At 69.2% G+C, this 23,452-nt stretch carries 18 protein-coding genes and 5 pseudogenes; 16 read left to right on the forward strand and 7 right to left on the reverse strand.

The genetic code is table 11. The features are described from left to right. The first annotated feature begins 196 nt into the window (after positions 1–196). The 8 genes and pseudogenes from SSP24_RS25040 (at position 197) to SSP24_RS43000 (ending at position 7,133) form a co-directional block, all read left to right on the forward strand. Entirely contained in the window at positions 197–2,824 is a 2,628-nt protein-coding gene (locus SSP24_RS25040) for an RICIN domain-containing protein (protein WP_141311946.1), read from the forward strand. Positions 2,825–3,076: 252 nt separating this feature from the next. Continuing rightward, positions 3,077–3,764 (forward strand): annotated as a pseudogene (locus SSP24_RS25045) (IS5 family transposase); the annotation flags it as partial. A 344-nt stretch (positions 3,765–4,108) separates the two neighbouring features. Continuing rightward, positions 4,109–4,495, forward strand: a pseudogene (locus tag SSP24_RS45140) (NF041680 family putative transposase); the annotation flags it as partial. Positions 4,496–4,970: 475 nt separating this feature from the next. Next, positions 4,971–5,435: a hypothetical protein gene (locus tag SSP24_RS25055; RefSeq protein WP_141311947.1), complete on the forward strand. Its 465-nt coding sequence runs from the start codon at positions 4,971–4,973 to the stop codon at positions 5,433–5,435. A gap of 189 nt (positions 5,436–5,624) precedes the next feature. Continuing rightward, a complete protein-coding gene (locus tag SSP24_RS25060) occupies positions 5,625–5,930 on the forward strand; it encodes a hypothetical protein (RefSeq protein ID WP_141311948.1) in 306 nt (101 codons plus the stop codon). A gap of 15 nt (positions 5,931–5,945) precedes the next feature. Then, positions 5,946–6,413 (forward strand): transcriptional regulator, encoded by a 468-nt coding sequence (locus SSP24_RS45580; protein WP_229864928.1) that lies wholly within the window; start codon positions 5,946–5,948, stop codon positions 6,411–6,413. A 55-nt stretch (positions 6,414–6,468) separates the two neighbouring features. Then, positions 6,469–6,999, forward strand: a complete 531-nt coding sequence (locus SSP24_RS25070) for a hypothetical protein (protein WP_141311949.1) — start codon at positions 6,469–6,471, stop codon at positions 6,997–6,999. After that, the gene (locus SSP24_RS43000; protein WP_167529692.1) at positions 6,996–7,133 is read left to right on the forward strand and encodes a hypothetical protein; all 138 of its coding nucleotides are present in this window, start codon (positions 6,996–6,998) and stop codon (positions 7,131–7,133) included. Before SSP24_RS25070 ends, SSP24_RS43000 begins: the two co-directional genes overlap by 4 nt. A 272-nt stretch (positions 7,134–7,405) precedes the next feature. Here the strand turns inward: SSP24_RS43000 and SSP24_RS25075 are convergent, their stop codons facing one another. Together SSP24_RS25075 and SSP24_RS25080 are read right to left on the reverse strand one after the other, a co-directional pair. Continuing rightward, complete coding sequence (locus tag SSP24_RS25075; RefSeq protein WP_141311950.1) at positions 7,406–8,848, reverse strand: sensor histidine kinase; 1,443 nt, start codon at positions 8,846–8,848, stop codon at positions 7,406–7,408. Next, a complete protein-coding gene (locus SSP24_RS25080; protein ID WP_174864703.1) occupies positions 8,845–9,540 on the reverse strand; it encodes a response regulator transcription factor in 696 nt (231 codons plus the stop codon). Before SSP24_RS25080 ends, SSP24_RS25075 begins: the two co-directional genes overlap by 4 nt. A 303-nt stretch (positions 9,541–9,843) precedes the next feature. Here SSP24_RS25080 and SSP24_RS25085 point away from each other — a divergent pair, with 303 nt between their 5' ends. The 7 genes and pseudogenes from SSP24_RS25085 to SSP24_RS44280 all read left to right on the forward strand — a co-directional run. Beyond that, positions 9,844–10,920: a DUF3500 domain-containing protein gene (locus SSP24_RS25085; protein WP_229864927.1), complete on the forward strand. Its 1,077-nt coding sequence runs from the start codon at positions 9,844–9,846 to the stop codon at positions 10,918–10,920. A gap of 10 nt (positions 10,921–10,930) precedes the next feature. Further along, positions 10,931–12,253 (forward strand): HupE/UreJ family protein, encoded by a 1,323-nt coding sequence (locus SSP24_RS25090; protein WP_229864926.1) that lies wholly within the window; start codon positions 10,931–10,933, stop codon positions 12,251–12,253. A 656-nt stretch (positions 12,254–12,909) separates the two neighbouring features. After that, a pseudogene (locus tag SSP24_RS44960) lies at positions 12,910–13,263 on the forward strand (LLM class flavin-dependent oxidoreductase); the annotation flags it as partial. A gap of 798 nt (positions 13,264–14,061) precedes the next feature. Next, on the forward strand, positions 14,062–14,817 hold the full coding sequence (locus tag SSP24_RS25100) for a dienelactone hydrolase family protein (RefSeq protein WP_141311953.1): 756 nt from the start codon (positions 14,062–14,064) through the stop codon (positions 14,815–14,817). Between the two features lie 242 nt (positions 14,818–15,059). Further along, the gene (locus SSP24_RS25105) at positions 15,060–16,265 is read left to right on the forward strand and encodes an FAD-dependent oxidoreductase (RefSeq protein WP_167529693.1); all 1,206 of its coding nucleotides are present in this window, start codon (positions 15,060–15,062) and stop codon (positions 16,263–16,265) included. A 261-nt stretch (positions 16,266–16,526) separates the two neighbouring features. Then, positions 16,527–17,024 carry an SDR family NAD(P)-dependent oxidoreductase gene (locus tag SSP24_RS25110; RefSeq protein ID WP_167529694.1) on the forward strand — a complete coding sequence of 166 codons (498 nt, stop codon included), beginning with the start codon at positions 16,527–16,529 and terminating at the stop codon, positions 17,022–17,024. 204 nt (positions 17,025–17,228) lie between these two features. Further along, a pseudogene (locus SSP24_RS44280) lies at positions 17,229–17,426 on the forward strand (substrate-binding domain-containing protein); the annotation flags it as partial. Positions 17,427–17,576: 150 nt separating this feature from the next. Here the strand turns inward: SSP24_RS44280 and SSP24_RS25120 are convergent. Together SSP24_RS25120 and SSP24_RS25125 are read right to left on the reverse strand one after the other, a co-directional pair. Beyond that, positions 17,577–19,220: an MFS transporter gene (locus tag SSP24_RS25120; protein ID WP_141311956.1), complete on the reverse strand. Its 1,644-nt coding sequence runs from the start codon at positions 19,218–19,220 to the stop codon at positions 17,577–17,579. A 167-nt stretch (positions 19,221–19,387) separates the two neighbouring features. Then, positions 19,388–19,678, reverse strand: coding sequence for a hypothetical protein (locus SSP24_RS25125; protein WP_141311957.1), 291 nt, complete (start codon positions 19,676–19,678; stop codon positions 19,388–19,390). Positions 19,679–19,957: 279 nt separating this feature from the next. On the opposite strand from SSP24_RS25125, the gene SSP24_RS25130 reads away from it, so the two are divergent. Beyond that, a complete protein-coding gene (locus tag SSP24_RS25130) occupies positions 19,958–20,953 on the forward strand; it encodes an Lrp/AsnC family transcriptional regulator (RefSeq protein WP_141311958.1) in 996 nt (331 codons plus the stop codon). A gap of 77 nt (positions 20,954–21,030) precedes the next feature. Here the strand turns inward: SSP24_RS25130 and SSP24_RS25135 are convergent, their stop codons facing one another. From SSP24_RS25135 to SSP24_RS43555, 3 genes and pseudogenes are all read right to left on the reverse strand, one after another. Beyond that, positions 21,031–21,567, reverse strand: coding sequence for a class I SAM-dependent methyltransferase (locus SSP24_RS25135; RefSeq protein WP_167529695.1), 537 nt, complete (start codon positions 21,565–21,567; stop codon positions 21,031–21,033). Between the two features lie 399 nt (positions 21,568–21,966). Then, positions 21,967–22,646, reverse strand: a pseudogene (locus SSP24_RS25140) (response regulator). Positions 22,647–23,060: 414 nt separating this feature from the next. Beyond that, positions 23,061–23,452: hypothetical protein (locus SSP24_RS43555; RefSeq protein ID WP_218037103.1), on the reverse strand; the 392-nt coding region annotated here is incomplete at its 5' end.

Genomic DNA, 23,452 nt, shown 5'->3' on the forward strand with positions numbered 1-23,452 from the left:
GACAGAACCCGGGAGCCGGGGCCGTTCGGCGCGGTTCCGGCACCCGCCACAGCGGAACCCGGGTGACCTGAAAAAGATTCCCGGCTCGTGGCAACCCTGTGCGTGGCCTGTGGCGACAAGGAAGCGGATCCGGCCAGTTCCGGGGCCGGGATCCGGCTTTCCACTGTTGAACAGCATGCAAGGAGAACGCCTCCCCATGAACAACCCCACGAACGGCGGGCGGCGCGGGCGTCACCGCCGTCGCTGGACCGCCACCGGTCTGCTGATCGGCGTGCCCGCCGTCATCGTGCCGTACTTCCTGTTCGTGCAGGAGGACTCGCAGGCGGCGCAGGTCGACAGTGACGCCTACTACCAGCTGGTTTCCGTGCGCAGCGGCAAGGTACTGGACGTCAAGGGTTTCTCCACCGCCGACGGCACCCGTGCCCAGCAGTACACCGACCAGAACACGGCCAACCAGCAGTGGCGGCTGAAGGACGCCGGGGACGGCTACTACGAGCTCGTCAACCGCAACAGCGGCAAAGTGCTGGGCATAGCGGGCAACTCGACTACCAAGAGGGCCGCCGCCGAGCAGCAGACCGACAGCTCCTCCGCTTCCCAGGAGTGGCGGATCGACACGGTGAGCGGCTCGGACGCGGTCACCTTCACCTCCCGCAAGAGCGGCCTGGTCCTGGACGTCTCGGGAGGCACCACGGCCCAGGGCGCGGCGGTCATCCAGTATCCGGGCCACGGCGGCACCAACCAGCAGTGGAAGCTGGTGAAGGTGACCGAGGCCCAGACGGCCGCGGCCGGACCGTACGTGTGGAAAAACGCCCAGGTGGTGGGCGGCGGTTACGTCACCGGGCTGGTGTTCAACCAGAAGGAGAAGGGCCTGCTGTACGCGCGCACCGACATGGGTGGCGCCTACCGCTGGGACACCGGGGCCGAGCAGTGGATCCCACTGACCGACTGGCTCGGCGAGAAGGACTGGAACCTGCTCGGTATCGACTCGGTGGCCACCGACCCCGTCGACCCCAAGCGGCTCTACCTCGGGGCGGGCACCTACACCAACAACTGGGCCGGCAACGGCGCGATCCTGCGCTCCACCGACCAGGGCCGCACCTTCAAGCGCACCGACCTGCCCTTCAAGCTGGGCGCCAACGAGGACGGCCGCGGGGCGGGCGAACGACTGGCGATCAACCCCGCGGACAACCGCACCCTCCTGCTGGGCACCCGCAAGAACGGCCTGTGGCGCAGCACGGACCACGGCGTGACATGGAGCCAGGTCTCCTCGTTCCCCGTCAAGAACGCGGCCAGCACTGGTGCGGGCATCTCCTTCGTGACGTACGGCCCGGCCGGCAGCAAGACGATCTACGTTGGCGTCAACGACAGATCCACCTCCCTCTACCGCTCCACCGACGACGGCCGCACCTGGCAGGCCGTCCCCGGACAACCCACCGGCCAACTGCCGCAGCACGGCGTGCTCTCCGGCGACGGCTCGCTGTACCTGACGTACACCAACAACCTCGGCCCCAACGGCGTCACGGCGGGCTCGGTGTGGAAGTACACGCCGGACCGCGGGGCGTGGAAGAACATCTCCCCCTCCCAGGGCAACTACGGGTTCTCCGGTCTGGCCGTCGACCCGCGCAAGCCCTCCACGGTGATGGTCACCACCCTCGGCCGCTGGTGGCCCGAGGACGAGATCTACCGCAGCACCGACGGCGGCACGACCTGGAAGGCACTGGCCGACAAGTCGGTGCGCAACGCCTCCGCCGCTCCCTACGTCGGCGACCACACCGGGCACTGGATGACCGCCCTGGCCATCGACCCCTTCAACTCCGGGCACGTGCTGTACGGCACCGGCAACGGCATCTGGCGCAGCAAGAACGCGAACGCGTCCGACACCGGCGGCACCAGCAACTGGGCCTCCGGCGCCCGAGGGCTGGAGGAAACCGCGCTGCTGGACGCGATCGCCCCGCCCGGCGGCGCCACCGTCGTCACCGCCATGGGCGACCAGGGCGGCTTCCGCCACGACTCCCTGACCAAGGTGCCCGCCGGGCGGCTGAAGAACCCGATGATGACCAACAGCACCGACATCGACTTCGCCCAGTCCAAGCCCGCGATGATGGTCCGCGTCGGCCGTGGCGGCGACAAGGACGGCGCCTACTCCACCGACGGCGGCACCAGCTGGACCGGCTTCAGGACAGAGCCGGTGACCAGTGCCCAGGACGGCCACATCGCGCTCGCGGCGGACGGCTCCGCCATCATCTGGACCCAGGCCGGCCAGGCCCCGTACCGCTCGACCGACAAGGGGGCGAGCTGGTCGAAGGTCAGCGGCCTGGGCACCGGCGCCGTGGTCGTCGCCGACCGCTCCTCGGCCAGGACCTTCTACTCCCTGTCCGGCGGCACCCTCTACGCCAGCACCGACGGCGGCGCGACCTTCACCGCCCGCGCCACCAACCTGCCCGCCGACGGCCGGCTCAAGGCCGTCCCCGGCATCGCCGGCGACTTGTGGATCGCGGGCGGTACCAAGGGGCTGCTGCACTCCACCGACGGCGGCCGCAACTTCACCACCCTCAAGACGGTGAAGTCCGCCTCGGCCCTCGGCTTCGGCAAGGCCGAGCCGGGCACCTCCTACCAGGCCCTGTACCTGATCGGCACCGTCAAGGACGTCACCGGAGTCTTCCGCTCCACCGACCAGGGCGCCACCTGGCTCCGCGTCAACGACGACGCCCACCAGTGGGGCGCCATCGGCGGCGTCGGCGTCATCACCGGCGACCCCGACACCTACGGCCGCGTCTACGTCGGCACCAACGGACGCGGCCTCCAGTACGGCGACCCGTCCTGACCCCACCCCCGAACGGGGCCGCAGCCACAACGCTGCGGCCCCGCCAAGGCTGAGGGATCTCGCCCGAGACGCAGACCGCGTCACTTCCCGGGTGGGCCTCCAACACGGCCTGCTCAACACGGGCACCGACGGAGCGGAGCATCCTCCGAGCCCTTGGTGACCGATGGCGACGCTCGACCCAAAGACCGAAACGGCCATGGCGATCGCGATCAGCGCCACGGGTGACGCACCGGGACGCCGCCCCTCCATTCAGAGAAGCACCCCCGCCGCGAAATCGTCGACGCGATCCGCTATGTCGTGGACACCGGCTGCAAGTGGCGGGCCCTGCCTGCGGATTACCCGCCCTGGCGCACGGTCTGGGGGTTCATGGCCCGCTGGGGCGCCGCCGGGATCGTCGGCCGGATCTGCGACCATCTTGCCGGCCGGCTCCGTCGCGACATGGGCAAAGGCCCCCGCGCGGTGGCCACCGTGATCGACTCCCGGAGTGTGAAAGCCGCGGAGCCCGTCTCCAAAGCCACCCGCGGCTACGACGCCGGCAAGAAGATCAACGGGCGCAAGCGCCACCTGGTCGTCGACACCCGGGGCCTGCCCCTGATGGTCATGGTCACCCCCGCCGATCTGCACGACGCCGCAGCGGCGAAGGAAGTCCTCTTCCGCCTGCGCCTGATGCACCCCGAGATCACGATCGTCCGGGCGGACTCCGCTTACGCCGGAAAGCTCGTGGACTGGGCGAAACAGCACCTCAACCTCACGATCAAGCCGGTCAGCCGCCCCAAGGACGCCTCGGGCTTCGTCGTGCTGCCGCGCCGCTGGGTGGGACTACGAACGGCTCATCCAGCCCTCTGAGACCCTGATCACCTGGGCGGCGATCACCCTCATGACCAGGCGTCTCGCTCGGAAGGGCGCTACACCAAGCCGGCCGAGGAATGCCGACGCCGACCAGCGGCTGAACCACTTCCTGCTATCCGCGGTTCGAGTCATAGCCCCACCGAGCCCGACCGTCCTTGCCCATGAAGCATTTGGCGGGACGACCATCATCAGCAATGCCGAGAGCACCGACGGGAGAACAGGCACAGCCGAACTGGATGCCCACCTGCCCGTCGAAGCCCCGGCCGCCTGTCCCACCATCGTCGTCTGCCCCTGCTTCGACGTCTTCCTCTGAGACGTCAGGTGAAGCGCTGTCCGTCGTCATCGTGGACGACGGCTCCCATGATGGCTCGTCTTCAAGGTCATCCATTACCGAGACCATGAAAATGCCCATGAGAGTGAGCGCGATAGCACGTCGACCTGGAGCACACCTTTAGGCTGTTCAAGCAGACGCTGGGCTGGACGAAGCCCCGGCTGCGGGAACCAGAAGCGGCCGACCGCTGGACCTGGCTGATCATCGCCGCATACACCCGGCTCGGGCTCGCCCGCCCGCTCGCCCGGGATCTGCGGCACCCGTGGGAGAAACCGGCTCCACCGGGCCGGCTCACCCCGGCTCGGGTCCGTCGGACGTTTCGAAACCTCCGCCAGCACATGCCCTGTCCCGCCAAAACGCCGAAACCCCACCGGTCCGGTCCAGGACGACCACCCGGCACCAGGAACAGGCGCCGGGCGCCCCGCTACGACGTGGGGAAAACCGTCCGACGTGAGAAGACACTCATCGCCCTACAACGGTTGAAAGGTTAAAGAACAAGATGAGCCCACCGACCCCAGCGACGACGGCAAACCGTACCGATCATGAACCCGCTGAGGCATCAGCCTCAGCCCACCACCCCACCCCGATCCGCTACCCTGTCAGGGGCCGCCACCTCAGTGGCGGTCCCTGGACCTTGCCCAAACCGCGGTGAATAGTCACTCAGAGTATTCATCCACGTTTTACGCAAGGCCCTGCCTTCGTGGGGCTTGTAGAAAACTCCGTCGCCGCAGGTCAGCGGGTGGCCAGGAGATCGCTCCGGAACACAAACTCGCCACTTCGGGAACGCTTAGCTGATCGCTGCAGGTCAGGGCCTGTCCTCAGATCACGTCGGTGGCTGTTACATCGTCACGAGCTGGGCACAGGGACAGCTGGATCTCACTTCAGTGAATCACCGGATTGTTGTCGGCTTCATTCCTCTTCTACTCAGCGGAGGCGTGGGTATCGGTTCTGACGGACGCTCAAGGCATGAGGAGTGCATTCCGAAAGAATTCGCCTTGCAATGTGCTGGCCGCGATCGACCGCCAAGAACGTGTGCTGCTGTGCAGAGTTCACGGCGAGTCTTCTTGGCGGCCGGTCACTTCGAAGGTAATCCGCATCCGCCCGTCACACTTCTCGGTCATTCACGTCCTGGACCCGCTCTTCTCCCACTGGTTCCTTGCACGCACTCCGGTAGTCGGAAGATTCAACCCACCACCGGAGCGAGGCGGTCTGGACGAATCGACACATATCTTCGTCGTCCGTCACAACAGAGTGAGGTCGATCAGTCTTCCCGTCAGCGCCCGCTCCGTTACGAATGCCGACTATGTCTGGCATCCGTTGTCGGACGTCGAGGACGAAGATTTTGATGTACATCCACGCGAACTCGGTCCATTTCTACGTGGGTATCTCGAGGGCTGGATTCCTGACGGCGTCATCACTCTCGTCGAATGACCACTCATTCCTGACCGAGGAGCATGCCCCGTGACAAGTGCTCAGCATCGACGCCAACCTTCAGGTCGTGGTCCATTGAGGCTGGAGGCCCGGACGCTTCTAGCAGCCGCCGGACTACCCGAAGCGGACAACGACGACCGCTACCGCGCCCACAGTGTTGTGGTTACTGATCGCGGCGAATCAGTCGACGTGGAGTGGTTCGTCTCTCGTAGTCTGCGTCGCGCCGCAGCCGACGAACAACTGCGAGGCTGGCCCATGGGCGCGGCGGACCGTGCGCAGGAGGCCGCTCGACGTCATCTGCACGCGGCCCTGTTCGGCATCCTGTCGGAAGTGGGTTACCTGGTGGAGGCTGATCCGGCTGACACTCCGGGTGCTCTCTCCGTTCGAGTCGGCCGGGTCTCCACACCCGCGACGCTGACCGAGGACATCAGGCGGATGCTTGCAGACCTACGTGGCGCTGCGGACAGCTCCGAGGAGTCTGGCCTGTCGCCGTGAGTGGAAAATCCGCACGTGGATCCGCCGGCCAGTTCCTCACCTCCCGCGGCTGACGTGCTGCGTGCCCGGTACGCGCGCCGTTTGACGAGCTCGCTCAAGGATCTGGCCGGTCCCGTGCACGGTCGCATCGAGTTGCCACTGCGTGTCGTGTGGTTGGGCCTGCGCGCCTACGACCTCGACCGACCCCGGCAGCGCATGAGCCTTTACCGCACCGTTCTGACGGAGGGACAGCGCGACGACCTCATAGCCTTCCTCAGTCACGACCTGCTGCTCGCCGAGTGGCCCGACCTACGCACGCTGATCAGCAGACACATTCGTGCGCCGGGTCGACCCAGCGGCGCGTCTGTACTACGAGAACGGCGAGCAGGAGAAACGAGTTGCCCGCGGCACGAAGTGGTTCTTCGTATCCGGTCGGGACGACGGCTACTGGCGGCGGGTCATCCTCTGTTTCCGGCATGTCGCCGGGGGCGAATACGAGGATGAGGCCGCTGTTGCAGTGCGCGCCTTCACCGGCCTCCGACCTGAGCCGCCCGGCTGCATGGGAGTCGTCTACGACGGCGCGTTCCACGGCGTCCATCGCGACGCCCTCGCCCGCCTCGGGCTGCTGGTGATCAACAAGCAGCACGGCTCCGTCAAACCCCGGGCGTACGAGCTGCTACGCCCCGGACGATGCCGGCACGACCTGTGGTGCGACCAAGGCCGCATCGCCGAACGTATCCTCCTCGACGACGGCACCAGCGTCCTTGCCCCCGTGCCGGTCACCCGACTCGAACACCGCGAAGGCCGCGACAAGAGCCGCTGGTACCACCTGCTGCGCATTCCGTGCCGTCACGGCGACCACGCTCACCGTGTCCAGGTCGGCATCACCACCGCCCCCGACGACCGCGGTGTCTGGGACGCCTCAACTGGCAAGCGGCGACCAAGTGACATCGAGCGCGGCTTCCATCGGGCCGAGTACCTTCAGCAGATCCCCGAAGCCACGCTCGCCCACCAGCTCGTCTACCCCCACCGCAGTGACGCGGAGTCCGTCCACAACCAGCTCATCAGAGCCTGTGGAACAACCGCATGATCTCCTACGGCCTCGACCGGCAGAAGGTCTTCATCCTGGGCTTCGCCCTCTCCCAGAACGCCACCAGCCACCGCGTCCATCTCGAACGGCATGCCCCACGTGAGGACCAATCCTTGCTGCCCGGAGTCGACTGACGGTCACGGGAACTCTCCTGCAGGCCCGCGGCCGCAGCCCTGTACCTGCTGCCGCCGAGCGGGCGGTCGTCCCCCTGGTCCGGCGGATGGAGGGGACCGGGCGCAGGGCGGAATCGGAGGAATTCATCAGCAGTTTCTCCATGGTGGCCCGGGGGCCGACGGGCGGCTCGGCCTGGCCAACCGCCTGTCCGCGGACGTGACCGTGCGCCGGAGCGGTTCGCGCGGTCCTGCGGCGGCATGGGACGGGTCGGTGCTTGTTCATGCCGCGGCTCTCAGTCCGGATGCCGCCCGACGCGACGCTCGGGCAAATGCTCGTCGTGTGACCCCGCGAGATCCGGTTCCCGGGACGGCAGGATCCGGGAGGGGGCCACGGTGAACCCCACGGCCGCCCCGCCGCCGGATCGTGATCGCGCGAACACGGTGCCGTCGTGCATCTCCGCCACCTCGCGGACGATGGCCAGGCCGAGCCCGGACCCGGGCACGCCGTGGGCGGTGTCGGCCCGGTAGAACCGGTCGAACACCCGCTCCGCGTCCTCCACGGCGATGCCCGGTCCCCTGTCGGAAACGGTGATCGTGCCTCGACGGATGTGCACCTCGATGGAATTCTCGCCGTCACCGTCGAACTTGGCCGCGTTCTCCAGCAGGTTGCTCACGGCCCGTTCCAGTGCCTGGCGGCGGCCGCGGACCAAGCAGTCGTCGGAGTCGAGCAGGACGATCCGGCCGGTGCGCCGGTGCAGCCGCCGTGCGGCCCGGCCGGCCACCTCGGTCAGTTCCACGGGCTGTTCGGCGTCGTCGCGGCTCCGGGAGAGGGCCAGCTCGACCAGCTCGTCGACCAGGTGACCGAGCTCGCGCGTCTCGTCCTCAACGTCGTCGAGGAGCCGGTCACGGTCGTCCGGGGCTAGCTCGGTGGCGTAGCGCAGCACGCCCGCGTTGGTGGTCAGGCTGGTCAGCGGGGTGCGGACTTCGTGGGCGGCGTCCTGCACCAGCCTCTCCCGCACAGCCCGGGAGGCGGCGAGCCGGCGGATCATCGTGTTGAACGACGCCGAGAGCCGGGCGACTTCGTCGCGCCCGTCCACCGGTACCTCGCGGTCGACGTGGCCGTCGGCACTGATCTCCTCGGCGGCCCCGGCCAGCCGCACCAGAGACCGGGTGATACGCCGCGCGAGCAGCCAGCCCGCGCCCGCCGCGGCACACATGACAGCGAGGGCGGCTTCCGCGATCTCCATCGCCATACCGCCCAGCACGCCGAGTGTCGGAGCGAGCGGGATGGCCGCCTGCAGGGCCCCTTGGCCCTCGCCCAGTGCAATGGTGAGCTGGCAGTAGGTGGCACCGCCCACGTCGATCATGGTGGTCTCCTCCTGTCCGGGCGCGCCGGAGGCGGCGAGGGCGCGTCCGGTGTCGGACACCGGCAACTCCACGTCCGGGCCGCCGAGACGGGTGACCGTACCGTCGGGAGCCACAGACTGCACGATCGCCGGCTGCTCCCCGTCGTCGCCCGTGCCCGGGTTGCCGTCCGAGCGCCGCGTGACCGCGTCTGGGCGGGCATGCGCCGTGTCCCGATCCTCGGCCACGGCCAGTGCGACCATTCGGACCGTCCGGTTGGCCCCCTCGACGACGCGGTCGGAGGCGACGCGGAAGCTCAGCACACCGACGAGGACCGCCACCAGGGCTCCGACGGCGGTGAAGGCGAGGGTGAAACGCAGACGCAGGCTCATGGCCGCCGCACCCCGTAACCCACGGCACGCACCGTGTGGATCAGGTCGGGCGCGCCGACGTCGGCGAGCTTGCGCCGCAGATAGCTGATGTAGCACGCCAGATTGTTCGTGTGCGGCCCGCAGTGGTAGCCCCATATTCGGTGCGAGATCGTCGAATGGGCCAGCACGATCCCCTCGTTGCGCACCATCAGCTCCAGCAGGTCGAACTCGGTCTTCGACAGCTGCAGTTCCTTGTCCGCCCACCAGGCCCGGCGGGCGTCCGGGTCCATGTGCAGGGAGGCGATGCGCAGGCCGGCCGGTCTGTCCCCCTGAGCACCCGGTGAAAGCGCGGCCCGGCGTTGCAGCGCACGCAGGCGAGCGAGCAGTTCGGGGACCTGGAAGGGTTTGGGCAGATAGTCGTCGGCGCCCGCGTCCAGCCCGGCGACCCGGTCCGACGTGGCGCCGCGCGCGGTGAGCATCAACACCGGGGTCACATCACCGTCGGCGCGCAACACTCGGCACACCGCCACGCCGTCGACGTACGGCATCATCACGTCGATCACCAGGGCGTCGAACGACTCCCGACGGGCTCGGGTCAGCGTCTCGACCCCGTCAGCGGCGGTGACGACCTCATATCCCTGCAGCTTCAGTGCCCGTGCGAGGGACTCGCGGACAGCACGATCGTCATCGGCGATGAGGACACGGTTCGGCACCCCCACATGATGGCGCAAAACCGCCGGTCGTCCAGCAGCCGTTACCCCAGGAAACCAGCTTCCCTCGGACCACTCCGAACGCATTCGCCCCTGCCCGGCAGGGGCCCGGACTTTGCCCAATTCACCAGCGGCTCCCATGGAAATCCCATACGGCTCACCCACGATGGGAGCCCCTGCACGCACCACTCCAGGAGCCCCATGTCCACCGTGACCCATTCCCCCACCGCCTCTTCCCCGACGGCTTCCCCCGCACACGGATCACTACCGCGCGGCGTAAGACGAAGATGGGCACTCGTTCGCGGCATGGCCCTCGCCACCTGCATCGGCCTCGGCGTCGCCGGCTGCGGCTCCGACGGCTCCTCGTCCACGTCGTCCGAGGCATCTTCGAGCCAGAGTTCATCCACGACGTCGAGCACGGGCGCCGGGAAGGCGAACACCGCCGAGGTCGTCGCCGCCGCCAACGCGTTCCTCAAGACGCTCTCCGACGACGAGAAGGACACCGCCCTCTACGACTTCGACGACGAGGCCAAGGCCAAGGGCTGGTCGAACTTCCCGATCTCGCTCGCCGCGCGCAACGGCATCGAGTTCGCCGACCTCGACGACGACCAGAAGGCCGCGGCGCTGAAGGTCATGGAGGCCGCCCTCAGCGAGCAGGGTTACAAGGAGCTGGAGGATATCCGCATCGCGGACGAGTACCTCAGCGAAGTGGGGTCGTCGGGCAGCGGGGGCGGCCCCGGCGGGAGCGACGACTACGGCGCGGACAAGTACTACCTGGCCCTCTTCGGGGAGCCCAGCGAGACCGAGCAGTTCACGGTCCAGTTCAACGGCCACCACGCGGGATACAACATCACCTACTACAAGGACGACGTCAGCCTCTCCCCCACGCTGACCGCCATCGAGCCGTCGAAGTTCGAGACGGACGGCACGTCGTACGCCCCGCTCCAGGACAAGCGGGACACCACCATCGCGGCCATCGGATCGCTCAGCGACAGCGAACTGGAGAAGGCCGAGATCGACGGCAGCTTCGACGACCTGCTGCTCGGCCCCGGCAACGACGGTCCCTTCCCGGACCCCGAGGGCGTCGTTGTCGGCAACCTCACCCAGGAGCAGCAGGACAAGGTCACCGCGATGATCCGCACGTGGGTCGACGACCTGGACGAGGAGGCCGCCGAGGCGCTCATCGCCAAGTACGTCTCCGAGTACGACGAGACGTATCTGGGCTGGAGCGGCGCGACGACCATCGACAACAAGGAGACCTACGTACGGGTCGACGGCCCGTCGGTCTGGATCGAGTTCTCCAACCAGGGCGGCATCGTGGTCGACGGAGTGCACCAGCACACGATCTTCCGCGACCAGACCGCCGACTACGGATGGAGCTGAGGGTTCCACGGTGCGCCGTCTCCTGCCCGCACGTCCGTCGGCGGCTCGTCTGCTGCCGACGTTCCTGCTCGCGGCCTTCATGCTGGTCGGCGGCCTCGCGTCGCCGGCCGGCGCCCATCCGATGAGCACTTCGGCCGTCCTCCTCGATGTCCGCGGCGACCGGGTCGAGGGGGAGGTGCAGCTGCCCGTCGACCGCCTGGCCGTCGCCGTGGACCGGGACCTCACCCGGGAGACCGTGCTCGGCGCCGAGCGGGCGTTCCTCAAGCGGTACACAGCCGAGCACATCACGGCCGTCGGCGAAGACGACCGGCCCTGGACCGTCAGGCTCGGCACCGGTTCGGTCCGCACGATCGACGAGGTGGCGCACCTCGTCTATCCCCTCGAACTCCGCCCGCCCGACGGCCGGGTCACCACCTTCGACCTGGCCTACGACGTCATCGTCGAGGAACTGCTCACCCACAAGGTCATCGCCACCGTCCGCTACGACTTCGACCGCGGCATCCTCAAGACCGACGACGCCGAGACCCTCGGAGTCTTCGACTTCGACACCAAGAGCCTGAAGGTCCCCGCAGGCGAAGGCTCTTGGATCCGAGGCTTCGCCACCACCGCCGGCCTGGGTATCGAGCACGTCGGCGAGGGCGCGGATCACCTGCTGTTCCTCCTCATGCTGCTCATCCCGGCCCCGCTGGTGGCCGCAGAGGGCCGATGGCGCTCGGTCCCTTCATCGCGTCGCAGCATCGTCCACGTCGTCCACGTCGTCACCGCGTTCGCCATCGGCCACTCGCTCACCCTGGCCCTGGCGGCCACCGGGGTGATCAACCTGCCGACCCGCCCGGTCGAGACTCTGATCGCCTTCTCGATCGCCGTGTCCGCGGTGCACGCTCTACGCCCCCTGGTGGCCCGCGGAGAGATCCTCATCGCCGCCGGTTTCGGTCTCGTCCACGGCCTGGCGTTCGCCTCCCTCATCGGCGACCTCGGCCTCGACCGCGGCTCGCTCGTGACCACCTTGCTGGGCTTCAACCTGGGCATCGAACTGACCCAACTGCTCGTCGTCGCCCTGATGATGCCCTCCCTGATCGTCCTGGCCCGCACCGCCTTCTACCCCGCGTTCCGCATCGGGGTCGCCCTCCTCGGCCTGCTGTTCTCCGTCTCCTGGATGCTCGAGCGCGCCACCCTCACATCGACCGACCCCTTCGAGGGCGTCCAGACGTGGCTGGTCGACCACCCGCTGCTCGTCGCCGTGACGGTCGCGGCGCTGGCCGTCGTCGCCCGGCGCACCGCGCCACGGACGCCGTTCGACGGCGACGGAGCGCTTCGATCCGGAGCCCACTGACAGCGTTCATGCCTGCCCAGCCGCTGCGGCAGCCGTGCCCAGGGGGCAGCCCGGGACGAACCCCTCGTACACGATGCTGTCCTACGTGGGCACCTTCCCCCATCCGACCGCCTCCGATCCGGCGGAGAGGTACGGCCTGGAGAAGTCCACCGTCAGCCGTCAGCCGTCCCAGCTGGAGGCGGACGGCTTGCCGCGCCGGTGGCCCATCGTCGCGGCCGCGGACCGAGTCGCGGGAACTCACCGACACCGGCCGCGCCTGCCTCGCCCGCGTACGGCAGCACCCGCGCAAGGGGCTGCGGGAACGGCTCGGCCGGTGGCCGGACGAAGACGTCGAGACGTTCAGCCGCCTGCTCCGGCGGTTCGTCACGGAAGTCGACTGACGTCGGGGGCCCGCCCGGACACCGCTCGCGGTGCCGGCGAAGACGAGCGCTCAGCAGTGACCCAGAGAGGACGGACGGAGACCCGTATGCGACTCGGCACGCACATCCGCTGGTTCGTCCCCGTCAGAGGTCCGGCAGGCACCGCGTCGTCCCCGGAACGGCGGTGAGTCGGGTGCTGTACGCCGAACACCTTCGGCCCGGGGCCGTGTTCACCCTGGGCAGCGCCAAGATCTCCAGGGAGGAGATCCTCGCGATCTCGGCCGCCGTTTCGACCCGCTGCCTCTGCACACGGACGAGGACGCGGCGGCCGCGAGCCGCTTCGGCGGCCTCATCGCCGGCGGCTTCCACACCGCGGCGGTCCTGCGACGCCTCATGGTGGATGCCGTGTTCTCACGCGCCGCCATCATCGCCGGCCGGGAGATCAGCTCCTTGCGCATGCCCTACATGACCCTGGCCTACCTGGCCGCCCATACCTCCACGGTGCGACTGGGCTCTCTGGTCACTGAGGTGACGTGCCGTCGCCCCGGCCTCCTCGCCTGGATCGCCACTACGCTCGACGTGCTGTCCGGCGGCCGGGCCACCCTGGGCATCGGCGCGGCCTGGTACGACCGCGAGCACCACGGCCTGGGCGCGGCTCGGGAAACCGACCGCCCGGGGCGGCCCGGCAGACCGCGATCAGACTGGGGCTGCCGCCGATACCGGCCTTCGTCCTGCCCCGCCCCCGGGCCGCGGCCGGCGGCCTGGCCTCAGCGGCTTCGCCGACACCGAGTACAGCGAACTGAGCGCCCGTACTGACCACCGTCCACATCGACGCCGAGGTGCATGGGCGGCTGGCCGCCCAAAGGGTGCTCGGCCTGGAGGCCGCTGACCCACCCGCCCTCCCGGGCGGGTGATCGTCCGCGACTCGGCCTGACGGCCGCGCCGGTGTGGTCCGGGGCTTCGACCACTGTCGGGCGGGCGGATGAGGCATATGGCGCACCCCACCATGCATGTCTGACGCAAGTTCTCCGTAAGCGCAGGACGGATGGTGGTTTTCCCGGTCCTGCAGCGAACACTTGGTCACCGAACACTTGGGGACGGAAATTAACAGAGCCGGTACGGGCGCCTTCGCCTCAGCACCGAGCCTTGGAGCAGGACATGACCGTGGACCCGCGAGCACGCGACGTTCTCGACACACTCGATCTCCGACTGCCGGCGGGCGGAATTATTCCTTTCCGTCAAACCAAGTATTGCGCTGACCAGGTTTTCCATGCTTCGTCAAGGCGCCGAAAGTGGGTGAAGCATCACCTGCGGCACGGGCGCCACCGAAGCTGCATGGCGGAATAGAATGAATCGCCGCGATCAAATCAACACCAGTCATAATGCCGAGCTCTTCCTCTTGGATATCTCGACCAAATTGTGCACCAATGAAAGGAGGGGATGATGCAGATGACCGCTGTGCGTGGAATACCGGTGGATATTCCCACGCAGGACGGCAGTGCGGACGCCTACCTGGCGCATCCGGACGGCACCGGCCCGTTCCCCGCTGTCCTGCTCTACATGGACGCCTTCGGGCTGCGCCCGCACCTGAAGAAGATGGCCGACCGTCTGGCCTCGTCCGGGTACATCGTCTTGGTACCCAACGTCTTCTACCGCCACGGACGGGCGCCGGTGATCGACCTGCCCGACTTCGTCGACCCGGCCGCACGCCCGGAGCTCTTCCAGCGGATCGGACCGATCATCCAGTCCCTGACGCCTCAGGCGGCGATGCGGGACGCCGACGCCTACCTGCACTGGCTGGCCGAATGCCCGATGACCAGGGGCGGGCCGGTCGGCGTCACCGGCTACTGCATGGGCGCCGGCCTGGCGTTGCGCACGGCCGGCAGCTACCCGGACCGAGTGGCCGCCGCGGCCGGCTTCCACGGCGCGAACCTCGCCTCCACCGCGCCGGACAGCCCGCACCTGCTCGCCGACCGCATCACCGCGGAGCTGTACTTCGGCCATGCCGACCAGGACCGCGCACTGCCGCCCGAGCAGATCGAGCGCCTGAACAAGGCCCTGGCCGAGGCGGGCGTACGCCACCGCTGCGAGGTGTACGCGGGGGCGCATCACGGATTCACGCAGGCCGATACCGCCGCCTACGACCAGGAAGCCGCGGAACGCCACTGGGCGGCACTGCTGGACCTTCTCTCACGCACACTCTGACCTGCTGAACCAAAAGAAGCGCTGCACGCCACAAAACCAGTCCGACCCTCACCGGCGGAATGCCGGTGTACAATTCTGCAGCGCACGAATTGTGTAGCACACGAAATTGCATCCCGGTTGGTAGTCCGGGGCGCAGGCCACTGGCGATTACGCCTGGCTGCGTCAATCGTCCTCTCCCTGGTGGAGGCCCGGTGTGCTCCCGAGTACGAGAACTATTTGCACTGGGAGTACTTTTGCCTGGGATGCGTATTGTCATCGTCGGCGGCGGGCTTGCCGGGATGACGCTGGCCCACTACCTGAACCGGCACGGCCTGGACGTGGCCGTCTACGAGCGCGACACGAGCATTGGCGCCCGCGAGGCCGGCTACCGGATCCACATCAACTCCACCGGCACCTCCGCCCTCTACGCGGCCCTGGAGCCCGAGCTGTGGGAGCTGTTCCTGGCGACCTCCGGCATGCCCAACGACGACATGCTGCTGTTCGACGAGCGGCTCAACCCCCGTCCGGGCCGGGACAAGTCCGCCACCGAAGGCATCGGGGTGCCCACCGACATCCCGGAGCACCTGGTGGTGTGCCGCTCGACACTGCGCCGGATCCTCCACCTCGGCCTGGAAAAGACCGTCCACTTCGGCGCCAAGGCCACCGGGTATCGCTCCAACCCGGACGACACCGTCACCGTGCTCCTCGACACCGGGGAAACGGTCGAGGCCGATGTGCTGATCGCCGCGGACGGCATCAACTCCGCCCTGCGGGCCCAGAGGCTACCGCAGGTGAAGGTCGCCGACCTTGCCGCGCGCTGCATCGCCGCGAAGGTCCCGATCACCGAGGAGACCAAGGCCAAGCTGCCGGCGCAGCTGTTCAACACCTTCTCGCTGGCCTACGCCTCCGACTACACCGGGCTCACCCTGGGCCCGCTGGAGCGCAGCAATCCCGACTCGCCGCTGGTCAAGAAACAGGACCAGGACTTCCAGGACGAAGCCACCAAGAACTACGCGCTGAGCATCTTCAACTCCCGCGTCGAACTCATGATGCCCGACGCCGAGTTGTTCGCCGCCACGCCTGAGCGGCTGAAGGCGTACGCGCTGGAGCGCGTGGCCTCCTGGGATCCCGCCCTGGTGGAGACCGTCCGGCTGTGGGACGTCACCACGGTGCAGCCACTGACGCTGCGCAGCTGCGGGCCGGTGACCGCCTGGGAGCCCTCGAACGTGACCGTCATGGGCGACTCCATCCACGCCATGAGCCCGGCGTTGGGCATCGGCGCCAACACCGCGCTGCGCGACGCGCACGTCCTCGGTGGTGAACTGCTCGCCGTCGCGCGGGGCGACAAGGCGCTCCTGGACGGCATCGGCGCCTACGAAGAAGCCATGCGCGGCTACGGCTACCGGGCTCTCCGGATGTCCGCGGCCGTTGGCGAGAAGGTGATCGGTCACCTCCCACTGCCCGAGTAGGCGCACACGTCAGCGTCCACGAACCCGGGGTGTCCCGGCTCCGGCCCCAGCCGGGGCCGGGACACCCCGGCATCCGTGTCCCGGACTTCTCCTCCCCGCAGCCGCCCCGCCCCTACCGCACCGCCCTTCAGCCACGCCAGGCGGAGAACATTTCGCCCCCCTGGCCTTTGTCACCGGCGCCTCGTCCGGCATCGGCGCCCACCTACGCCCGGCTCCTCGCCACCGAGTGCGATTTCACCCGGCGCCCGGCGCGTCGACCGGTTGAACCACCTCGCCGACGGACTACGCGAGGCCGACACGGCCGTCGAGGTCCCACCCGCCGGCCTCGGCCTACGCTCCGACCTGGCCACTGGGACCGACCGCCTCGCCGCCGGGGACGTCCGGTTGCTGATCAGCAATGCCGGGGCCGGCGGCTGCGCCGAGCTCGCAAACGTCGATCCCTCCGAAGCCGACCGCGTGCTCACCCGCAACGCCCTGGCATCCGTCCAGTTCGTGCGCGCCGCCCTCCCCGGCATGCCGGCCGCCGACGACGGCACCACCATCGCCGTCGCCTCCCCGCCGGTATTCAGCGCCGGACAAGTCGACCGGCGGATGCCTCCGCGCACCCTGTACGCCGCCGCGAAAGGCCGCCACCGTGGCTTTCTTCCTGGCCCTCGCCCACGAGATCACGCCGCGCCATCCGCGCCCAGGTGGTTCGCCCCGGAGTGGTGGCCACCGAGTTCAACGGCGGTTTCGCTGACAGCGTGCCCTTCGCCATGACCGCGGAAAGCGTGGCCCGGGCAAGCCTCGCGGGCCTGCGGCTGGGCGAGACGATATGCATCCCCGGCCTCGAGTGCCAGACCGAAGCTCTCGACACTCTCCTGGCCACCGAAACCAGTGTGCTGAGCGGCGGCAACCACCACGCTCACCCTGGTGCGACTACGCTTCGCCGACGAAGCGGCCGACGGGTTGGGGCTGCCCGCGATGCCGCAGTTCGTCGTTCCCGGCCCGAGGGAGGCCGGCACCCGCGCCGTCGAAGCGTTCGGCACCGCGCACCCCGAGGTCACGGCGGTGGCCGCCCTCGATGACGACATCGCGCTGCATGTCCCGACCGCCCTGCACGACCTGGGCCTCGCCGCCCCCGACGACGTGGCGCTGATCCGCTTCGACGACACCGAGTGCAGCGCCCTGGCCACGCCCGCGCTAACCGCCGTGCACATCGACGCCGAGGGCCTTGGCGTCGAAACGACCTCATCCCGGCACGGGGGCGGATCGTCGTCCGCGGCTCGGTGTGACCGACGCGGACGATTCCCCTCCCCCGTGGTTGTCCGGTCAGCCGCGCCGGTGTCCCGCGGGCTGGGCGGTGTCCGCCTGGGCGTTCTCGGCGGAGGCGGTCGGGCGGCCGTGCCGTGCCGCGCTCCCGGCCTTCGCCGCACCGACGGGAGCCTGCTGCTTCGGCCGGCGCAGCAGGACGACCGCGCACAGGGCGGCGATCAGCGCCAGCGTGGCGGCCACCACGAGGCAGAGGCGCATGCCGTCGAGGAGGGAGTCGCCCAGGGCGCCGTAGATCTGCTGGGCCGTCGAGCCGAGGTCCAGCCCGGCGACCGCGCCCAAGCCGCCCTCCTTCGCCGTGTCGACGATGGTGTGGGCCTGGGCGCCGGTGATGCCGGCGTCGGCGAGATGGCCGGGCAGGGCGTCGACGGCGCGGGTGGACAGCAGGGCGCCGAGAACGGCCGGGCCGAGCGCGCCACCGACCTGACGGAAGGCGTTGTTGGCGGCCGAGGCCATGCCCGCCAGGTGGTGCGGCACGGCGGCGACGGCCGTGGCCGTCATCGGCGTGGTGACGAGCCCGAGGCCGACGCCCAGCACGATCAACCGCCAGGCGATCGAGCCGTAGGAGGTGTCGGCGTCGAGGTTCGTCATGGCCAGCAGAGCCCCTGCGGCCAGCAGCAGACCGACGGTGATCATCCAGCCGGCCGGGACGCGGTGCATCAGCCGTCCGGCCGGCGCCCCCGCCACCATCGCGGCGACGGGAACGAGCAGCAGTCGCGCGCCCGCCTGAAGCGTGCCGAGCTGCTGCACCATGCCGAAGTACAGGCTGAGGACGAAGAAGAAGCCGATCAGCCCGAGGAACATGATCAGGGCGACCATGGCGGTGGCGGTGAAGGCCGCGCTGCGGAACACCGCCAGGTCCAGCATGGGGCTGGCGCTGCGCCGCTCCACCAGGACGAAGGCGACCAGCGCTGCGACGCCCAGCGCCAGCGCGGCGACCACCTTGGTGGCGGTGAAGGAGTCGGCGCCGCCCTCGATCACGCCGTAGACCAGCGCGGTGACGCCGACGGCCGCGGTGATCTGGCCGGGCCAGTCCAGCTTGCGCCCGTGCGGGGCGCGCGAGTCGGTCAACAGCGGGGCGGCGACGACCATCGCGACCAGTGAGACAGGGATGGACAGCAGGTAGATCCAGCGCCAGGCGAAGTGGTCGAGTATGACGCCGGCGATGACCGGGCCGACGGCCAGGGCCGCGAGCATGGCCATGGCCCACATGCCGATGTACTTGCCGCGTTCGCGGAAGTCGGGCACCGCGTGACTGATCATGGCCAGCGTGGTGGGCAGCAGCGCGGCCGAGCCCAGACCGGCCAGGGCCTGCCCGGCCCACAGGGTCTGGATGTTGTGCGCGCACAGGGCGACCGCCGCCCCGGCGGCGCAGAAGAACAGGCCGGCCTGGAACACCTTCTTACGGCCGTGGACGTCGCCGAAGACGCCGGCGGTCATGATGAAGGCCGCCATGGGCAGGACGAAGGCGTCCTGCGCCCAGGACAGTTGGGCGGTCGAGGTGCTCAGCGCCCGCTGGATGGCGGGCAGGCTGACGGCGACCGTGGTGACCGGCAGATAGGCGACGAACACGCCGAGGCAGGCCAGGACGATCGTTGCCGCCCGCCGGTCGGTCGGCCTGATCGCCGTTGTGGTGGCATTCACGCAAATACTCCGGATTCTCCCGTGCGGCACGGTGCGCCGCGGTCGGGGGAGGGGGTGGGTGGTACTCAGGGGCCGCCATGCCGGGGCGGGCAGCCCCGACCTGCGGGACGCGGCCGGTGGCGTCCCGCAGGCGTCGGTGGGTGAGGGTGTGACGGTTGCCCGGCGGCTTACGCGGTCGGTCCGAACTCGGGCCGGTATGCGGCCGGGTGGACGCGGAGGTCGACATTCGAGCGGACGGGCCGGCACGGGGCCCCGGAGACGGTGGCCCGGATGCGCATGACCGGATCACCTGGGTTGTCCCAGACGCCCTCGGCCTCGGTGCCGGGCTCGTACCAGGCGGACATGTAGTCCGGGTTCCGGGTGGGACCGGCATGGTTCAGGGCACGGACGAACGCCTCTCTGGGGATGGTGGTGTCGTACGGTGACGCGGTCGTCCTGTCGGCGCAGCGCCGCTTCATGGCCCGGAGCGCCCGTGGGGGATGCGAGGAGGGCACTCCGGGCCGGTCAGGGAGCGGCGGCGCCCCGCCGGGCAGCCGACCGGCAGACGCCCACAACCACGGTCACCGGCACCGGCACCGGCACCGGAGCCACGTCACCGAGCCGAGTGCTCATGGGAGTCACGGCCCTTCCTCAAGGACATGACCCAGCATCCATCTCGCTGCCTCAGACCATGAACTTCACAGCCCGAAGTGAATAGAAACCTCTACCTACCCCCTATGCAATGGAACACTCTCCCCGTGATCGATGATGTAGACAGGAAAATCCTCCACGCCCTCCAGTGCGCGCCCCGTGCCCCGTTCCGCCGCATCGGCGATGTAGCGGGTGTGTCGGAGCAGACCGCAGCCCGCCGTTACCACGCCCTGCGCCGCAGCGGGGTCATGCGGGTGGTCGGCCTGGTCAACCCTGTGGTGTACGGGCAGGCCCAGTGGATGGCCCGCATCCGCTCCCGCCCCGACCGGGTCGGGCCCCTGGCGGACTCCCTGGCCAAGCGGCCGGACATCGCCTACGCCAACCTGGCCTCCGGCGGCTCGGAGATCATCTGCATGATCCGCTCCCCCGTCGACGTGGAGCGCGACGACGTCCTGCTGCGCCAGCTGCCCCGCTCGGCCTCCGTCCTCGACGTCAGCATCGACCTGCTTTTGCATCCCTTCGGCGAGACCGGCACCAATGAATGGACCGGCTACGGCGCCGGCCTCAGCCCCGACCAGGTACGGCAGCTCACCGGCGAACAGCCACCCGCCCCCGCCGGACCACTCCGGCCACCCACGGACGAGGACGCCCCCCTGTTGGCCGCCCTCGCCGAGGACGGCCGCACCACCCACACCCGCCTCGCCGAACTCACCGGCTGGTCCAACGCCCGCGTCGCCCGCCGCCTGGCGGCCCTGGAGACCTCCGGCACGCTGTCCTACGACGTCGACCTGCTGCCCGAACGCCTCGGCCACGCCCTCAACGCCACCCTCTGGCTGCGCGTCGCCCCCGCCTGCCTCAAACAGGCCGGCGAGGAACTCGCCCGCCATGCCGAGGTCGCCTTCGCCGGCGCCATCAGCGGCCGGCACAACCTGATGGCCACCGTCATCTGCCGCGACGCCGAGGACTTCTACCGCTACCTCACCACCCGCGTCGCCGCCATCGACGGCATCGACGCCTACGAGGTCAGCATCCGCGTCCGCCGCCTCAAGCAGGCGGCCTCACTCATCTTCCAGGGCCGCCTCGTCCATCCGGCGCCGGCATGATCGACGAAGTCCAGACGACAGTTCGTCCCGGATGGACTCTGCGGTTCTCACCCATGCGCAGGCGGCAGTCCCACGCCTCAGCGCAGGGTGAAAAAGATCATGGGGTTGTCCCTGCTTTCCCGAAGAGGGTGTCCCAGAGCGAGGGTTCGTTTGACGTCGTTGAGGCGGTCGTGGATCTCGGGTGCGCGGGCCCGGGAGGGGATGAAACAGGTGTTCTCCCGGTCGGCGAGCCAGCGCAGGACGACCGCGCCCTCGGTGAACGGCAGCGGCCTGCGGCCGTGGAAGACATCGTGGACGCACACCGGTATGCCCGGCCGCATGCGCGGGAACAGCTCGCGGATGTACCAGCGGGCGAAACTCGCCGAGTGCGCCGCGTCGATGAAGAGGAAGTCCGTGCCCGCCGCGCAGCGGCTGTCAGATGCAGCGGGATCTTCTCCGGGTTCTCCCGTGTGTCTCCCTGCGTGAACGTCCAGCGGCCGGTGGACAGTTGCTCGGGGGATGTTGCGCACAACGCGGTCCACGACGTCGTACGAGTACAGGTGGCCGGCGCCGTTGTCCCTCAGTGCCTGGAGGATCCAGGTGGTGGACCAGCCGTGGAAGGTGCCGATCTCCACCACCGTCTCCGGTCGGGTCTCGCGCAGCAGGAGGTAGGTGATCTCCGCTTCGATGTCGTCGAGTTGGGCCTTCAGCGAGGTCGGCGACGCGAGCAGTTCCCGCTGCTTCTCGCGGGCCCGGTCGAGGTCGTCGGCGTAGGCGCGGTAGAGCCGGATGTGTGATCGACGTCGATGGTCTGGTGCATGAGCGCTCCGTGCGAAACCGGTCTGGTTGATCAGGGTGCGGTGACGCTAGGGCGTGGGGACGAGGCTGCACGTCCCACCCAGTTGCCAACTCCGGTGGCACACCCGGGTATGAAGTGACGGAGCCCGAGGCCAGGGTATGCCGGTGCCACGATCGTGACGATGGTGCCGGGCTTGCCCGTCCGTGATGACCGCAGCAGGCCGCGTCGGGCGTGGTCAGCCGGACCTCCCCGGAGCGACCAGCCCCGACTCGTACGCCATGGCGACGAGCTGGGCCCTGTCGCGGGCACCGAGCTTGGCGAGCAGCCGGGTCATGTGGGTCTTGACGGTCTGTTCGGCCACCACCAGCGTCTCGGCGATCTCCTTGTTCGACAGGCCCTGCGCGACCAGCAGCAGGACCTCCGTCTCCCGTGGCGTGAGGCCGTTCAGCCGCAGGCGGGTGTTCGGGCGCGGGACGGAGCGGCGCCGAGCCACGTCCTCGATGAGGCGACGGGTGATGGACGGGGCGAGCAGCACATCACCTGCGGCGATCACCGCACCGCCTGGATGAGTTCGGCGACCGGGGCGTCCTTGAGCAGGAAGCCGCTGGCCCCGGCGTGCAGGGCCTCGTAGACATAGTCGTCGATGTCGAAAGTCGTCAACATCAGCACCTTCGGGCGGTGCACCACACCGGGCGGCGGATCGAGCAGCCGCCGGGCCGCCTCCAGCCCGTCCATCTCCGGCATCCGTACGTCCATCAGCACCACGTCAGGGTGCGTACTGCGGCTGACCTCGACGCCGAGCCGCCCGTTGGGTGCCTCCCCCACGACGTCGATGTCGCTCTGCGCGGACAGCAGCGCGGCGAAGCCCGACCGCACCATGTCCTGGTCGTCCACGACGACCACGCGGATAGTCATGCCCATCTCTCCTGTCCTGGTCACCTGACGAACCCGTGCGGCCCGGCCACGTGGCGGGGGAGTCGTGGCTGCGGCGGCATCGCCGTACCACTGCGGCCGGGGTGGAGACCGGGCTCCACTCTCACCTCTCGGCAGGGACCACCGCCTCGGCCGAACGGTCATGAGCAACCGGCCCGGACACGCGGAATCTCGGCCGAACGGCGGATTGAGGGGCACGGAGCTGACAGGCAGAGTCCGGCGGGTTCTCGACCCACGTCCGCGTCCAACGGCTCACGGTCGGCCCCATCTCGGCCGCCGGATCGTCGGCATCGCCACGGCGCGCGGACACCCCGGCTGAATCCGCCGCACAGAATCCAACGAGAGACGACATAACCATTGACCTGCCGTTTGGCGCACCCCTACCTTCTGACCGATTCACCGGACTTCGTCCGGTGAATCGGTCAAGAGTGGCGGTGGTGCACGGGCGTGTGCACCGAAGACCTCTTTCACGACGCCTCGGGGGCAGCGTCCCGGCAAGATCACGTTCTTTCTCGTCCAGGTCCTCGCCGCCGGACTCGCCGTCGCCGGTCTGGCCAGCCTTGACCGGCAGGAGCCGTCGGCGCCCCTGGCCGTCGAACCGACCGCCGTCAGCACCAGCCAGATCGATGTCACTCCGCCGCCGATGGGCTGGGCGTCCTGGAACAGCTTCGCCAGCAGCATCGACCACACCGTCATCAAGCAGCAGACGGACGCCCTGGTCTCCTCCGGCATGGCGGCGGCCAGGCGTTGGTGCCGGTCCACACGTTGCGGACGGCGGCGGAGGCGGT

This window comes from Streptomyces spinoverrucosus (assembly GCF_006539505.1).
Taxonomy (GTDB): Bacteria; Actinomycetota; Actinomycetes; order Streptomycetales; family Streptomycetaceae; genus Streptomyces; species Streptomyces spinoverrucosus.